We start from the raw sequence: 16,053 nt of genomic DNA, 5'->3' as shown, positions 1-16,053 counted from the left end.
AGAAATAGCTTGAAATGCAGTTTCTTGTACGCTTACTTATTAGGGTCATTAACGATTAAAGTAGAGCACTTAAACTAAATTTATCAACAACTCACTAATCTAATTTACTGAAATATTTAAAAATAAATTGTAATTTACACAAAAATTGAACTAGTAAAAAAGTTTGAATTTTTACGTTCAAATTCTTCCTTCGATATAATTTTGATGTAGCAATCAATTTGATGTGATTTATTGAAAATAAAACAACTACACATTCAACCAAAAATGGATATCCAAAATGTTGTTGTAAAATTAAAAGCAAATAAATTAAAAGAACGTTATCAGTATTTCTCTGTAAAGAGAAATTCCCAGAATAGGAAAAGGTTAATAAAAGTTAAAAATGAAAAAAAATCTACACACGAAATTAAATCAATTACAAGCAACGGCAATTTGCGGAAATGATATTAGTTCATCTTGCCTATATGTCTCGGCACTTACTATCATGTATGCCGGTCAATATGCATGGATTTCATTATTAATAGTTGCAGTTGTACTTTTTTTGTTCAGAAAAATTTACGGAGAAGTAGTAGGTGCAATTCCTTTGAACGGCGGTGCTTATAATGTTTTATTAAATACTTCAACGAAAAGAATGGCTTCTGTTGCGGCAACGCTAACGGTCTTATCTTATATGGCAACTGCAGTAATTTCAGCGTCAGAGGGAATGCATTACTTGCATGGCATTTTTAGTGGCATTGATGTCACTATTGCAACAATTATTGTTTTAATGGCTTTTACGGGTTTGGCTATTTTAGGTATTGGCGAATCTGCTTTTGTTGCAGTAATTATTTTTATCATCCATTTAATTACATTAAGCACTCTAGTTTTAGCTTCAATATGGTTCCTTACAAATCACGGACTTCAGACTTTTAGCATAAATTGGGCAGTTCCAATTTCTTCTGGAAGCATAATAACCGCTTTATTTTTAGGGTTTTCAGCTGCAATGCTCGGAATTTCAGGATTTGAAAGTTCAGCTAATTTTGTAGAGGAACAAGAACATGGCGTTTTTCCAAAAACTTTACGAAACATGTGGGCTATTGTAAGTTTTTTTAATCCGGTACTAGCATTGCTACTTATATGTATTATTCCACTTGCAGAAGTTGGGGATCACCGTGAATCCCTACTTGCTTATTTGGGTCAAACTACAGGAGGTTATTGGTTAGCTTATCTAATCTCTATTGATGCAGTTTTAGTTCTATGCGGCGCTGTTTTGACTTCATTTGTTGGAGTTTCAGGTTTGCTTAATCGAATGACTTTGGACCGGATTTTACCTAACTACTTTTTGAAACAAAACAAACGTGGTTCAAATTATAGAATAATCATTAGCTTTCTGGTAATGTGCGTTTCAGTATTGTTTGTTACCAAAGGCGATCTCGTATCATTGGCAGGTGTTTATACTTTTTCTTTCCTGGCAGTAATGGGATTATTTGGAATCGGAAATTTATTATTGAAATTTAAACGTAAAAAATTACCACGTCCTGAAAGGGCAGGTGGGATTTCTGTAGTCATAGCCGTCTCGTTTATAGCAGTTGCTTTCATAGGTAATTTATACATGAATATTAATTCATTCTATACATTTATAAAATATCTATTACCTGCGCTATTGTTTATTAGCATTATGTTGAATCGAACAATTTTAATCCAATTATTAATTGACTCATTGGAATATTTCTCTAAACCATTTAGGAAATTAGTTATATTTAGCAATCGTTACTTAGTAAAATTACATTTAAAAATAAATTCACAGGAATTCGTATTCTTTACCAAGGGAGATGATGTTGCCATTCTAAATAAAGTAATGCAATATGTTGAATTCAACGAAACAACGAAGAAATTAAAAATTGTAAATATCAAAAAAGAGGGTGAATCAAATGAATTGCTTATAAAGGATATAGAAGTACTTGATCGTGCATATCCTGATATCGACATTGAATTCATTGAGATTAAAGGTGCTTTTGGTCCTGAAATCATAGATGAATTATCAAAAAAATGGGGCATTCCTAAAAACTTCATGTTTATAGGCTCTCCAGGAGATCGTTTTTCTTACAGGATTTCAGAATTAGGCGGAGTACGGCTAATTATGTAATCAGAAAAAGGAAAAAGAGGCTGAAAAATATTTTTTTGGAAATAAAAAATTTAAAATTAATGAAAGAAATATTGAACTACACCCTCCTGCAATTTGGAGATTTTAATTTCAAATTATCTACAATCTTTAAATTTGCTCTATTTATTGTAATTATTTTCGTTTTGCTGTATGTAATTAAAAAAACAATTTACAAAGCAGTCCATATTGACGTTGCCAAAAAATATTCTATTTACAGTTTAATTAAGTATTTTGTAATCATATTTTCTTTTATCATCAGCTTACAAATATTTGGTTTTAATCTATCAGTTTTAATTGCCGGCTCAGCAGCACTGCTTGTAGGCCTTGGTTTGGGATTACAAAATCTATTTAGCGACTTCATTTCGGGAATTATTATACTAATTGATTCTTCTGTAAAAGTTAATGATATCATTGAAGTAAACGGAATAGTTTGTCAAGTACAAGAAATTGATATCAGAACTACCACTGTTTTAACTAGAGACGACAAATATATTATTCTGCCTAATTCTGACTTAACGAGAAACCAATTGATAAATTGGACACATAGTAAGATTTCCTCTCGCTTCGAAATTACAGTTGGCGTGGACTATTCTTCTGATGTGAAACTAGTCATGAATATTTTGAAAGAAGCAGCTGACAAACAAAATGGTGTCCTTACAACCCCTAGCCCATTCGTACGTTTTACTGACTTTGGAGATTCCTCATTAAATTTTTCCGTAATTTTTTGGTCGGAAGAAGTTTTCAGGGTGGAAAACATTAAAAGTGAAATAAGAATTAGAATATTTGAATTGTTTAATTCGAATGATATTACAATCCCTTTCCCTCAAAGAGTTGTTCAAATAAATAAAGAATAAATAGAAGAGCAAATTCAACGATATCTTTTTAATCCTACGGTAGGTAAGATTGCGGCAATTTTAATTGGGATAGCGATTATCTGGTCAATAATCAAAGTATTTCAACGAAATTTTTTTTCAAAAATAAAGAATCCTGACAATCGGTATCGAACTAAAAAGTTCAGTAATTTCATCGGATATTTTTTAACTATTCTACTTATCACAATAGTTTTCAACGAAAAACTTGGGAATCTTACGGTAGCTTTGGGAGTAGCGGGCGCTGGTATTGCATTTGCTCTTCAGGAGGTGATTGCATCATTTGTCGGTTGGTTAGCAATTCTATTTGGTAATTTTTACAATACAGGAGATCGCGTTCAATTGGGAGGAATTAAGGGTGATGTAATGGATATTGGAGTATTTAGAACAACAATAATGGCAATTGGACAATGGGTTGACGGGAATTTATACACTGGCAGAATTGTGCTTATCGCCAATAGTTTTGTTTTTAAAGAACCGGTATTTAATTATTCTGGTGATTTCCCCTTTTTGTGGGATGAAATTAAATTACCAATTCAATAGGGTAGCAATTATGAAAAAGCCTCGGAAATTTTTCTTAAAATAGGCAAAGAGGTGGCTGGAGATTTGACTGAAAAATCAGAACAAAAATGGAAATCTCTTCAGATTAAATATCGACTGGAAGATGCACAAACAGAACCAATGGTATCGTTAATTGCCAATGATAACTGGGTCGAATTTACTTTAAGATATGTAGTAGGCTATAAAAAACGACGAGCTACAAAAACCATGTTGTTTTCTAAAATTTTAAAAGAAATTGACTCCACAAATGGTGAAATAAAATTTGCTTCAAACACGTTCCACTTAGTTCAGGAACCAGATTTGAATATTGTTATTAAAAAATAATATAGTTCTATTCTTATAAAAAATAGTAGTTTCAAAATTTATCATTAACTAAATACAATGAAGACAGCTAAAAATTTATTTTTTAATTTCTATTACTTCTACTTTAATTCCAACAGCATAAGCATTCGGAACAATTTTATCACCGTGTACATTGGCATAAACTTTGGTGAATTCGGCGCCGAAATACAAAATTATAGCAGAATAATAAACCCAAATTAAAATGATAATTACGGAACCCGCTGCGCCGTAAACCGTAGCTACAGTAGAACTTCCTAAATAAAATCCTATGGCAAACTTACCAAACATAAAGAAAAAAGAGGTAAAACTAGAACCTACTAAAGCATCTTTCCAAGCAATATAGCCATCGGGAAGTGTTTTAAATATAATTGCGAACAAAATTGTCGTGGTAGCAAATAAAACGATGATATTAAGAACATAAAATAAATAAACGGTCGAATCTGGAAAAAATCGCAGTAAACGGGTATTAATGACATCCATAACTGTATTGACCATTAAACTAACTAACAATAGAAAACCAACAGATGCAATCATTGAAAAGGACATTAATCTATTTTTAATGAATTTCATTATTCCTTTATTAGGTTTCGCTTTCAATCCCCAAATAAAGTTAATAGAACTCTGTATTTCAGCAAATACTCCCGAAGCACCTATTACCAGCAAAGTGCCCCCAAATATTGCTGCAAATGTATTGCTGTTAGACAATTCGATATTCTTAATAGTTTCTTGAATTTGAAGTGCTGCTTGGTAACCCACCATCCCATTAATTTGAACATAGAATTTTCCAGTAACTGCTTCAGGTCCAAAGAAAAAACTGAAAATAGATAAAATAATAATTAACAATGGAGGCAATGAAAATATAGTATAGTATGATAATGAAGCACTTAACTTGATACCATTATCATCATCGAATTCTCGATATGTTCTTTTTAATAATTCCCAACCTGACTTGGCTGCTTCGCGTCGTTTCATTTTTTAATAATTTTAAATTCTTTCGAAAGAAGAAAATCCTATCTAGATTTTAATTCTCCATAAATATTGGGCAGTTAATCGTATTCTCGTAAAACTATTATAATTATCAAAACTACAAAGTTATTGGATAGCAATATAAAGTATATTTTGCAAAATTCACGCTAACTATTTGGAATAAATCAGTACTAAAATAAAATGTCAAAAAACAAACAAACTCATTTATAAAAAACGGCTCTGATAAATTGTAAAATATTTTCATACTACTATTTAGTTCTTTTTATTAACACAAATTAAAATGTTTATCACTATCACACCAGTTCGAAAAAAAATAAATAAAAAAATGAAAGAAATCGTAAATAATTTTTTCCTTTTTTATCGCTGCTGAAAAATTTAAAATTAATAATCTTAAATTGAAATTTTATTTTTCATTTACGGAATTCAATAAAAATTAGAGTAACTTTACGTAATAAATTTATTATAATTCACACTCAATATGAAAAAAATAATCCTATCAATTGCTCTAATTTTAGCCGTTATCATTGGATGCAAAACAAGTAGCAGTTCAAAAGATTCTAAAAAATTAGATATAACTTTTGAACCAAAAAGTAACAGTACTGTTTCTGGTACAGCTTCATTTGTAGAAAATAACGGTAAAGTAACTTTTGTTGCTAATCTAGCTGGACTTCAACCAGGAGTGCACGCAATTCACATTCATGAGAAGTCCGATTGTTCGGCAGCAGATGGAAGTTCGGCTGGAGGACATTGGAACCCAACATTTAAAAAACATGGAAAATGGGGAATTGGTGAATATCACAAGGGTGATATCGGAAACTTTACAGCCGATGAAAAAGGTAACGGAACAATTACCTTAACTACAGATGAATGGTGCATAGGTTGTGAAGATGCAACTAAAAACATTCTTGGAAAAGGACTGATTGTACATCAAGGAGCAGACGATTTTGTTACACAACCTACAGGAAATGCTGGAGGTAGAGTAGCATGCTCAGCGATAATTAAATAGTTTTAAAAAAAAATAAAAATACCGTTTCATAGCAATATGAGACGGTATTTTTATTTTAATATAATGACAAAACCGTAAAAAAACATAGCTTTGTAATTTCAAATAATAAAAATGATTAACCCTTCGGCACCCGGTTGGATAGATAAATTTTTTATAGAACAAAAATTTTCAGAGGAGAATGTTTCTCAGACTATTGATACATTTTATCAGCAGGTCCGAGAGACAGGATTTATTTATGGACATATAATTTCTTTTGAAACGGTACGACCTATAGAAACCAAAGGCTGGTTTAAAGAAGAAATTTCTAAAGTCGCATTATTAAATACGCTCTATGCCATTTTTTGTTTAACCGAAAAAGAAATCAGCGCTGAAAATTTCATCAAACAAGCCGTTGCGTTTTACAATCAAATGAATCCGCAAGGATTTAATATCTTTAAAAAAATACTTCCTAAAAATTCACCTCAGTTAACTTTAGAAAAAATAATTGATGAGCGAGTGCAAACCAATGACACAATCATCAGTAAGAATTTTTCTCATTTAGTCACAAATGCCTTATTGTTTATTGATGTTCTTGCTTTTCGACAATATTTAATACACGGAGCAATACCAGAAAAATACCTTAAAAAAATAGAGGAAACCGTGGTTAATATTGTAACCTTAGCTCTAAAAATGAAATCCAATAAAACGCAATATGATGATTTGTTGATTAAACTTTTTGAAGCTTCGATACGTTACAGTAAATTTTCTAAAAATTCAGTTCAAAATTTAGAAACCATTCAATTGGATTATTTTACTAATGATCTTGAGAAATATTATCTTGTAGATATTGCCGGAATGGCTTTATGGAGCGATGGAAAAATTGAAAATAATGAAGCCTACTTTTTACATTCTTTAGCAAACATTCTTTCCATTTCAGAGAATTTTGTCGACAACAGTATTGGTAGCACAAATAATTTTATTACAAAACATAAAAAAGAAATTCCGTATTTTAATTATTCAAATCCCGTAAAACATTTTTACGACCACACGACTCAAAGTGTTATTACGTTGATTCGTAGAAATAAAAAGAGATTAGTTAAGGAAATAGTCCAAAGTAAAGAACTGATGCTCTTGCTTGCCTATTCTACTCGAAGGGATTTAAATGAGAAAGAAAAGAAAAAAGTCAAGAAGCAGATATTAGACATTTGCAAAACTATACCTTCTTTAACTATCTTTTTACTTCCCGGCGGAAGTTTATTATTGCCCATTTTAATAAAATTTATCCCCACACTTTTACCATCGGCTTTTAATGAAAATCTGGAAGAAATTGAATAAAAAAAGCCACTCGAAAGTGGCTTTTTTATCTAAAATTTCAATTTATAAACATCATCTAAATCTTTATCCGAACTTATATTAACGTCCAAATCAGTAATAAATCCGGAGTTTAGTCCGTATGCCCAGCCATGTAGGGTTAGCTCTTGTCCGTTTTTCCAAGCCGATTGTACTATTGACGTTTTTGCCAAATCAAATACTTGTTCTTTTACGTTGATTTCTACAAAAGCGTTAAAACGCTCCGCTTCATCAACAATAGAATCCAAATAAGTATTATGCAAACGATACACATCTTTGATGTGGCGAATCCAGTTGTCTATAATTCCAATCGATTCATTTCCCATAGCCGCTTTTACACCACCACACCCATAATGACCGCAAACAAGTACATGTTTTACCTTTAAAACGTTCACTGCGTAATCCAAGACACTTAACATATTCATATCAGAATGTACAACCATATTGGCAATATTTCTGTGTACAAAAACATCGCCAGGTTTTGCACCAACAATTTCATTTGCCGGAACTCGACTATCAGAGCAACCTATCCATAATAACGGTGGTGTCTGCCCTTTCGCTAAATCCTGAAAATAATTGGGGTCACTAGCCAAAGAGCTTTCTACCCATTTTTTATTATTTTCTATTATCTTTTTATAAAAATCGCTCATAAGGAATTACATTTTTTATTACACCAAATGTAAAACTAAATTTATTCATTTTTACTTTGGAAAATTACATATTAGATTTGAACTGATTTTAAACTTCTAAAAAGCTATTTTACAATTCTTCAACAAGCCACTCTTCCATCATTCTTATTGTTTTTTGTTCGTAAAAAAAATCGCTCAGCATTGAATTTGATTTTTTGCCTTGAATGTCTACTTACTTATTTGTAATTTCTATTTCCATTTTCAAAAAATTTAGATAATAAAAACCACCTCTTTTTACTATAAGTTAAATTGATTGTTTTTATATTTGCATCAGCAATTACTATAAAAATGACAATTACTCAATTAAAATATGTTTTGGCTGTAGCCGAACATAAAAATTTCACACTTGCTGCTGAAAAATGTTTTGTAACTCAGCCTACTTTGAGCATGCAAATTCAAAAAATAGAAGAAGAATTAAGTATTCAAATCTTTGACCGATCCAAAAAACCAATACAACTAACGGATATCGGACAAAAAATCGTGAATCAAGCCAAAAATATTGTCAACGAAGCTGACAGAATTCAAGATATAGTTGAGCAACAAAAAGGGTTTATAGGTGGTGAATTTAGATTAGGAATTATCCCTACTATCATGCCTACTTTATTGCCTATGTTTTTGAATAATTTTATAAAAAAATATCCAAAAGTAAAGCTCATCATAGAAGAGTTAAATACCGAAGAGATTATTACAAAACTCAATAACGGTCACCTTGATGCAGCGATTGCGGCCACGCCATTGATGGAAGAAAAAATCAAGGAAATCGTTTTATACTTTGAACCCTTTGTCGCTTACATCCCGGAAAGTCATCATAATTTTCAAAAAGAAGAAATTGAAGTCTCCGATTTAAACTTAGATGATATTCTATTATTGCAAGACGGACATTGCTTTCGCGACGGCATTTTGAATTTATGTAAAAGTCAGGGCCGAAATGAATTCAACCATTTTCAAATTGAAAGCGGCAGTTTTGAAACTTTGATAAAACTGGCAGATGAAGGTTTAGGAACAACACTACTACCCTATTTACACACATTAGATTTAAAAGAATCCGATAAATTAAAACTGCGCCATTTTAAAGAACCAAAACCAGCTCGTGAAGTCAGTTTGATTTTTCCAAAAAGCGAATTGAAAATCCAGATTATTGATGCCCTTAGAAATACAATTGCAGGAGTTGTAAAAGGAGCAATTGTTTTTCAGAATGTTCAAATTGTAAGTCCACTTCAAAAAAAATAAAAAAAAAGGAACCAATTTATGGTTCCTTTTCTTATTTATTTATTTATAATCAGCAAGCACTGTTTTAATTCTGGTTTTTCGATTGTGAAATTTAGCAACCATTCTCGCAATTGTTCCATTTCGAACGGCAACAATGTTTTAATGGCTTTTTCTAATTCTTTACAGAAAAGTATGGGATCAAAACTTACTCTTTCTAATATTGATTTTGTGTAATCAAACATGATTTTTGACATATTAAATTAAGATTTTAGGTTAGATCATGATTTTAAATTCATGTAAAAATACATTTTAAATAGACAGAAGATAACAAATTAACGTTCTTTTTTATTTTTTATTTATTGTGAAACAATAGTTAAATAAATAGCAAATCTAAGTATTTATTTTTTTCGTGCTCGAAACATTTCTCTCTTACCCGGAGGGCCTGCGAGCTTCTCAACCGTAAAACCAACCTCTATCATGCTCCTTTTCACTACACCTCTAGCGGCGTAAGTAACTAGAACACTGTTCGGTTTAAGTGCATTGTACATCTTTTTGAAGATTTCAGTGCTCCATAATTCTGGTTGCACTCGATAACCAAACGCATCAAAATAAATTAAATCGTATTTTTCAATATCATCAATTGCTTCAAAAAACTGTTTCCTTTTAGTCAATGAAAAATCCGTACTTAAACTGATTTTTTCCTCCCAATTACTGTCATGCATTTTCTTAAAAATGGCACTTTCGCTTATTGCATTCAACTCTTCGACATAGTTCATAGAGAGAATTTCGTCAGGAGACACGGGATATGCCTCTACTCCAACATAATCAATCGTTTGATTTAGTTTTTTTGCTTCTAAAAACGTGATAAAAGCATTTAATCCCGTTCCAAAACCAATTTCTAAAATAGAAACAGGATTAGAATCAAATAAAGACAATCCATTTTTTATAAAAACATGTTTTGCTTCTTGAATCGCTCCGTGTTTAGAATGATAACATTCGTCCCATTCCTCAATCTGAATCGTTGTAGAACCATCTAGAGTTCGGATAATTTCTCTTTTCAAAATTATAATTTAAGTTTGTTAGTACTTTTGGATGCTAAAAGCAGGTCAAATTTAGTCAAAACTAAAACGAATCGTCTAAATAAAATTATATTTTTTATGTATTTCATATAAATTACCTTCAATTATTTCGACTTTTTTAAATATAAATAAATCACAATTAAATCCTATAATTAATAGTTTTATCACAAGGATTTCGATGATTTTTATTTAATTTTGCAAATATTAAAGTTGTCTTTGTGAAAACCAAAGATTTAAAATATTCCAGTTGATCGATTTCAAAAAATATAAAAAAACAATACATTATTATGAGTACAACTCAAACTAACAAAATTGAAACAATAAAAGCAGCAGCTTCAAAAATTAATGAAGTAGACTTTCAAAACTTAAGCTTTGGCTCTGTTTTCACTGATCATTTATTCGAATGTGATTTTATAAATGGAGAATGGCAAAAACCCGTTATTAAGCCTTACGCACCCTTTTTATTAGATCCATCAACAAGAGTTTTCCATTACGGACAAGCTATTTTTGAAGGTATGAAAGCATATAAAGACGTTAATGACGATATTTGGCTTTTTAGACCTGATGAAAATTACAACCGTTTCAATAAATCTGCGGTAAGAATGGCTATGCCTGAGGTTCCTGAAAATATTTTCATGGATGGTTTGAATGAATTGCTGAAAATAGATGAAGCGTGGGTAAAAAAAGGAAAAGGAAATGCCTTGTATATTCGACCTTTTATGATTGCAACTGGTACTGGTGTGATTGCAAATCCATCGAATGATTATAAATTCATGATTATTTTATCTCCCGTAACATCTTACTATTCAGGTGATGTAAAAGTACTTATTGCAGAACACTACAGTAGAGCTGCAAATGGTGGAATTGGTGCTGCAAAAGCTGCCGGTAATTACGCGGCGCAATTTTACCCAACAAGTTTAGCTAATAAAGAAGGCTTCCAACAAGTGATTTGGACTGATGATGCTACACACACTAAACTGGAAGAAGCAGGTACCATGAATGTTTTTATCAGAATCAATGACACTTTACTAACCGCTCCTATTAGCGAAAGAATTCTTGATGGTGTAACCAGAAAGACTCTTATCGATTTAGCTAAAAGTGAAGGTATAAATGTAGAAATTCGTTCTGTTTTAGTATCTGAATTAGTTGAAGCTTCTAGTAACGGTACTTTAAAAGAAATTTTCGGCGCTGGTACAGCTGCTGTTGTAAGCCCAATCTGTGGATTCTCTTATCAAGATATTTATCACGAATTACCAAAACTTGACAATTCCATGGCAATTCAACTAAAAGATAAATTGACAAATATTCAAAATAAATTAGCTGAAGACACTTTTGGCTGGACAGTTAAAGTATAGATTTGAATCCCGAGAATTATCGAGATTAGATTTCCAATAAAAAAGCGATTTTCAATTTGAAAATCGCTTTTTTTTATGTTTTGTATCATCTGCAAACTACTATTCTACAGTGGGTATCTACTCTCCCAATATCTTTGAAAAATTTGGTTTAAAATAGTTAGGACCTTTCATCACTTTCCCGTCTTCACGATAGATAGGTTTACCATCCGCGTCTAACTTGCTCATATTACTGCGTTGAATTTCGTCGAAAACTTCTTCAATTTTATGTTGCAAACCATGTTCTATAATAGTTCCGCAAAGAATATACATCATATCACCAAGTGCATCCGCAATTTCTATCAAATCATTATTTTGAACCGCTTCAAGATATTCTTCATTTTCCTCTTTCATCAAGTTATAACGAAGTGTGTGTTTGCTCTCTCCCAAATCAGCCGTTGGAATTTCTTTATGACCTATTTTAAATGCAGTATGAAATTCCTTAACCGAATCTATTTGTTTTTGCATCTTTTTTATTTTTTAAATGAAAAGCCAAATTAGCAACTATTTCTAAACAATTAACTATTTTTGCTTTAAATAATTTAAACTATGTTTAGTCAAGGACAATTGATATTTGCAGGCTGTTTTTTTGTTGCTTTTGTTATCGCAATGTTTTTTGCTTATCGAAAGGATATAAAAATACACAAAATTTTTTATAAAGGAAATTACAAGATATTAATTGGATTTTTAATTTTTATCGGGCTCTTATTTATGATTAAAATATTTTTTAAACATTAGTTTTTTCCTTTTCGAAATAGAAAATGCCCACTTTATAGCGGGCATTTTTTATTCAAATTGTATTGTAACACTTAATTTTCTAGCGGCAAAAAACCAAAGTTTTTAGAATATTTCATCATTTGTTCCGCAAATGTTTTTGGCTGTTTTACTTTTATTGAAATAATATTTCCTTTTGCATCTAACTTCGGAACCAGCACTGGATTTACAAAACCACTGTACGCTGCCGAAGCAAATTGTTTATTGCGCTCTAAAACTTCCGCATGTAATTTTTGATCTACTTTTACACCGTAATTTTCAACTAATGCTTTTCCTGCATTAAAATCACCTTCAGATTTAATTCTTTGTACTTCTCTTAATAACTGTCCGAATAAATCGTGTAATTTTTCATAATCAGTAATGTTGAAATAAGTTTTTCCATTACGAGTTATCTTTTCGATAACATTGTCTTTTTTTCCTTTTTCAAAAACCCATGAACTTACCCATTGACGGTTTCTCATGTGTGCTTCTTCAATATTAGCGCCTAGTTCCAAACGAACCAATTGAGTCATCAAACCATTTCTGATATAACTATCGTAAGACTCCATTCCCATTTTTTTCCAATCGTCTACTAAACCTATTTCTTGCAATTTCGGGTTGTATAAATAGTGTAGCCCAACTAAATCCGCTCTACCTTCCTCAAGAGTGGAAGCATAACTTTTTAAAGATTCTTTTGGAGTTCCTACACCAGGATTTATTTGTCCTGAGGCATGACCAACTACTTCATGTAAAGCTGTATGCATCTTATCTCCTAGTTCACTATATTTTTTAGCCAAAGTAATTTCTTCTTCATCATTTGCAAATTCTTGCAATTTCCCTTTTCCGGCAGCTTTAGCATAAGCATCAATAATATTTCCTAAAGAAACTGATTTAGAACCATGTTCCGCACGAATCCAATCTGCGTTTGGAAGATTCACTCCAATAGGTGTAGCCGGAGACGAATCGCCAGATTCACCTGCAACAATAACTGTTTTATAAGAAACTCCTACGACATTTTTCTTTTTATGTTCTGGCATTAAAGGGGAATTGTCTTCAAACCATTGCGCATTTTTAGAAACAACTTCCATTTTTGCAGACATATCAAAATCCTTTATTTGTACAACTCCTTCATAAGAACCTCTGTATCCTAATGGATCATTGTATACCTCAATAAAGCCATTGATATAGTCAATGTTACCTTCAGTTGCATCTAGCCAAGCAATATTATAGTCATCCCAAGTTTTTAAACTTCCTGTTTTATAATAGCTAATAAGTAATCCTAGTGCATCTCCTTGTTTTTTATTTTCAGCAACACCTTTAGCTTTTTCTAACCAATAAATAATTTTGTCGATAGCCGCTCCATACATTCCCTTACTTTTCCATACTTTCTCTTCTAGCTGTCCTTTTGCATTTCGAACTAATTTAGAATTTAAACCATAAGAATATGGCTTTTTAGGATCTGGACTTGTTTTTTTGGCATAAAAATCTTCTGCTTCTTTTATAGAAATTCCTTTATCATAAAAGTTAATTGCAGATCCTTGCAATAAACCTTTTGATTCATCAAGATTAACTCTTTTTGTATCCACATCGTTAAAAATAATTGCTGTAACAGAAGGTGATAAAGTCGTTTTAGTAGCTTTCATCAAATTACTTAGATACTCTGGAGAAAATCCTGGTTTAATTTTTTCGCTCGAATAATGATGATGAATTCCATTTGAAAACCAAACTCTCTTGAGGTAAATTTCGAAATTCTTCCAATCTTCTGAAGTTTTATTTCCTTTGTAATTTTGATAAATATTCTCTAATGCTTTTCTAATTTTAAGGTTGTATTTATAATGTTGATCCCACATTATATCACGACCAGAAGTTCCTGCTTGCGTTAAATAATAAACTAACTTCTGTTCCTTTAGTGTCAAATTTTCCCAACCGGGAATTTGATAGCGCAATACTTTGATGTCGGCAAATTGTTCTACAACGTAATCAAAAGGAGCTTTATCTGTGATTTTTACTTCTGTAGTTTTTGCTATTTGAGCATTACAAACAACAGAAACTGCAAGAGTTGCAAAAATGCCTCCAATTTTAAGTAATTTCATTATTAATGATATTTAGATGTTTAATAAATTATTATTTAACAAATATACATATTCTTTGAATAAAACATAAAAAACAAGAATTACATTCTGTTAAACTAAAACCTAAATTAATAATTAGTCCCTCATTTACATACTTTTCGTATACAAATTATTTAAGTAGAATGAATTTTCGAAAAAATAATTCCTGATTTTTAAGATTTGCAAAAATTAATTGCTAGTCAATTTTAAATAAGATTTATTTTATTATTTTATAGTTACTTTACTTTATTAATAAAATTTATAACTTTACAGCATACAACACCCAATATATCATGAAGATTTTAAAATATTTATTTCTTTTACTTTTACTTAGTTTAGTAGCCCTATCCATTTTTATTGCAACACAAAAAGGGGAATTTACAGTTGAAAGAAGTAAAGTTATTAATTCTCCTAAAGCAGCTGTTTTTAATTATGTGAACGACTATAAAAATTGGGCAGATTTTGGTTCATGGATTACCGAAGATCCTGAAATGAAAATGAATTATTCCAAAAATACAATTGGTAAAGGCGGCTCTTATACTTGGGAAGGAAAAGATGGAAATGGAGATATGAAAACTATTTTTGTAAAAGAAAGTGACAGTATAGCTCAAAAAATGAATTATAATGGCACTCCTTCAGAGGTTTTCTGGAGTTTCAAGGATACGCTGGGCGGGACAAAAGTGACTTGGAAAACTACAGGTAAAATGAGTTTTCTTTTCAAAATTTATACTGCTTTTAATGGCGGCGTCGATAAAGTTATTGGTAATATGTATGAAAAAAGCCTTGCCAATTTAGACAAAACACTTGATTATGAAATAAACACATATTCGATAAAAGTAGATGGATTGGTAAAAAAACCAGAGACCTTTTATTTACATCAAACCTTTACCAGTAAAATTTCAAATGTTATTAAAAATTTCAGAATAGTTACTCCTAAAATTATTACTTTCTGTGAAAAAAATAATCTTGAATTGGCAGGAAAACCTTTTATAATTTATCATACCTATGATCTTGTGAATGGACTTGCAAAAATATCTATTTGTGTACCTATCAAAAGCCAAATTTATACTAGTGAAGGAAGTGACCTATTAACCGGAAAACTAGAAACATTTGAAGCCGAGAAAACCACTTTGACAGGAGATTATTCTCATATCACAAAAGCTTTGGACAAAACTCGAGCCTATCTTAATGCAAAACGACTTGCTACTGACCCAACCCTATCTCATATTGAAATTTTCACTATTGGTAAGACTGAAATAAAAAATCCTTCTAAATGGGTAACAGAAATTTATTATCTAATGCAACCAAAAGCAGTTCCATTTAAAATAAATGCTGCTGCAAAGAAACCAGCCGTTTCAACAACTACAGCGGCAACTGCTGTTCCACAAACGAGTACCGAAGTAATTGTTCCAAAAACTACGAACGAAGTAGTGATTCCAAAAGCTAAAACAGATGCAATTGTTCCAAAAGCAAAAACGCAAGTACTTGTTCCAAAACCTAAAAAAGAAGTAGTAGTTCCAAAGGTAAAAAAACCTGTTACGCCTCTTAAAGAAGGTGAAATTCCTGCTGAATTTTAATTTATTTTTC

General features: G+C 31.2%; 16 protein-coding genes. 10 read left to right on the top strand and 6 right to left on the bottom strand.

All coding sequences use genetic code 11. The features are described from left to right. Nucleotides 1–379 precede the first annotated feature (379 nt). Genes H4V97_RS14965 through H4V97_RS14950 form a run of 4 tightly spaced genes read left to right on the top strand, consistent with a single transcriptional unit; the run spans nucleotide 380 to nucleotide 3,894 of the window. Complete coding sequence (locus tag H4V97_RS14965) at nucleotides 380–2,122, top strand: APC family permease (RefSeq protein WP_209550149.1); 1,743 nt, start codon at nucleotides 380–382, stop codon at nucleotides 2,120–2,122. A gap of 59 nt (nucleotides 2,123–2,181) precedes the next feature. Next, nucleotides 2,182–2,994: a mechanosensitive ion channel family protein gene (locus H4V97_RS14960; RefSeq protein WP_196849182.1), complete on the top strand. Its 813-nt coding sequence runs from the start codon at nucleotides 2,182–2,184 to the stop codon at nucleotides 2,992–2,994. Continuing rightward, nucleotides 2,995–3,552, top strand: coding sequence for a mechanosensitive ion channel domain-containing protein (locus H4V97_RS15905; protein WP_209550319.1), 558 nt, complete (start codon nucleotides 2,995–2,997; stop codon nucleotides 3,550–3,552). Nucleotides 3,553–3,603: 51 nt separating this feature from the next. Beyond that, a complete protein-coding gene (locus H4V97_RS14950; protein WP_196849181.1) occupies nucleotides 3,604–3,894 on the top strand; it encodes a hypothetical protein in 291 nt (96 codons plus the stop codon). Nucleotides 3,895–3,969: 75 nt separating this feature from the next. Here the strand turns inward: H4V97_RS14950 and H4V97_RS14945 are convergent, their stop codons facing one another. Next, the gene (locus H4V97_RS14945) at nucleotides 3,970–4,884 is read right to left on the bottom strand and encodes a YihY/virulence factor BrkB family protein (protein ID WP_209550148.1); all 915 of its coding nucleotides are present in this window, start codon (nucleotides 4,882–4,884) and stop codon (nucleotides 3,970–3,972) included. A gap of 493 nt (nucleotides 4,885–5,377) precedes the next feature. Between H4V97_RS14945 and H4V97_RS14940 the strand changes: the two genes are divergently transcribed. After that, the gene (locus H4V97_RS14940) at nucleotides 5,378–5,905 is read left to right on the top strand and encodes a superoxide dismutase family protein (RefSeq protein ID WP_209550147.1); all 528 of its coding nucleotides are present in this window, start codon (nucleotides 5,378–5,380) and stop codon (nucleotides 5,903–5,905) included. A gap of 111 nt (nucleotides 5,906–6,016) precedes the next feature. After that, nucleotides 6,017–7,219, top strand: a complete 1,203-nt coding sequence (locus tag H4V97_RS14935) for an LETM1-related biofilm-associated protein (protein WP_209550146.1) — start codon at nucleotides 6,017–6,019, stop codon at nucleotides 7,217–7,219. 29 nt (nucleotides 7,220–7,248) lie between these two features. Here the strand turns inward: H4V97_RS14935 and can are convergent, their stop codons facing one another. Beyond that, nucleotides 7,249–7,884, bottom strand: coding sequence for a carbonate dehydratase (gene can, locus H4V97_RS14930; protein ID WP_209550145.1), 636 nt, complete (start codon nucleotides 7,882–7,884; stop codon nucleotides 7,249–7,251). Nucleotides 7,885–8,211: 327 nt separating this feature from the next. Here can and H4V97_RS14925 point away from each other — a divergent pair, with 327 nt between their 5' ends. Further along, nucleotides 8,212–9,153 (top strand): LysR substrate-binding domain-containing protein, encoded by a 942-nt coding sequence (locus H4V97_RS14925; RefSeq protein WP_196849176.1) that lies wholly within the window; start codon nucleotides 8,212–8,214, stop codon nucleotides 9,151–9,153. Nucleotides 9,154–9,188: 35 nt separating this feature from the next. Here H4V97_RS14925 and H4V97_RS14920 read toward each other — a convergent pair whose 3' ends face one another. Beyond that, nucleotides 9,189–9,386, bottom strand: coding sequence for a hypothetical protein (locus H4V97_RS14920; protein WP_196849175.1), 198 nt, complete (start codon nucleotides 9,384–9,386; stop codon nucleotides 9,189–9,191). A gap of 144 nt (nucleotides 9,387–9,530) precedes the next feature. Continuing rightward, nucleotides 9,531–10,193 (bottom strand): tRNA (5-methylaminomethyl-2-thiouridine)(34)-methyltransferase MnmD, encoded by a 663-nt coding sequence (mnmD, locus tag H4V97_RS14915; RefSeq protein WP_209550144.1) that lies wholly within the window; start codon nucleotides 10,191–10,193, stop codon nucleotides 9,531–9,533. Between the two features lie 305 nt (nucleotides 10,194–10,498). Here mnmD and H4V97_RS14910 point away from each other — a divergent pair, with 305 nt between their 5' ends. Beyond that, nucleotides 10,499–11,566, top strand: a complete 1,068-nt coding sequence (locus H4V97_RS14910; protein WP_209550143.1) for a branched-chain amino acid aminotransferase — start codon at nucleotides 10,499–10,501, stop codon at nucleotides 11,564–11,566. Between the two features lie 117 nt (nucleotides 11,567–11,683). On the opposite strand, the gene H4V97_RS14905 is transcribed toward H4V97_RS14910, so the two are convergent. Then, the gene (locus tag H4V97_RS14905) at nucleotides 11,684–12,070 is read right to left on the bottom strand and encodes a nucleoside triphosphate pyrophosphohydrolase family protein (protein ID WP_209550142.1); all 387 of its coding nucleotides are present in this window, start codon (nucleotides 12,068–12,070) and stop codon (nucleotides 11,684–11,686) included. Nucleotides 12,071–12,151: 81 nt separating this feature from the next. Between H4V97_RS14905 and H4V97_RS15900 the strand changes: the two genes are divergently transcribed. After that, entirely contained in the window at nucleotides 12,152–12,340 is a 189-nt protein-coding gene (locus H4V97_RS15900; protein WP_245345245.1) for a hypothetical protein, read from the top strand. Nucleotides 12,341–12,411: 71 nt separating this feature from the next. On the opposite strand, the gene H4V97_RS14900 is transcribed toward H4V97_RS15900, so the two are convergent. Continuing rightward, nucleotides 12,412–14,448, bottom strand: coding sequence for a dipeptidyl-peptidase 3 family protein (locus H4V97_RS14900; RefSeq protein ID WP_209550141.1), 2,037 nt, complete (start codon nucleotides 14,446–14,448; stop codon nucleotides 12,412–12,414). A 311-nt stretch (nucleotides 14,449–14,759) separates the two neighbouring features. On the opposite strand from H4V97_RS14900, the gene H4V97_RS14895 reads away from it, so the two are divergent. Continuing rightward, nucleotides 14,760–16,043 (top strand): SRPBCC family protein, encoded by a 1,284-nt coding sequence (locus tag H4V97_RS14895; RefSeq protein ID WP_209550140.1) that lies wholly within the window; start codon nucleotides 14,760–14,762, stop codon nucleotides 16,041–16,043. Nucleotides 16,044–16,053: the final 10 nt, after the last annotated feature.

This window comes from Flavobacterium sp. CG_23.5 (assembly GCF_017875765.1).
Lineage (GTDB): Bacteria > Bacteroidota > Bacteroidia > Flavobacteriales > Flavobacteriaceae > Flavobacterium.
Note: the sequence above shows the minus strand (reverse complement) of the source record. Positions and strands in the feature narration are given on the sequence as shown.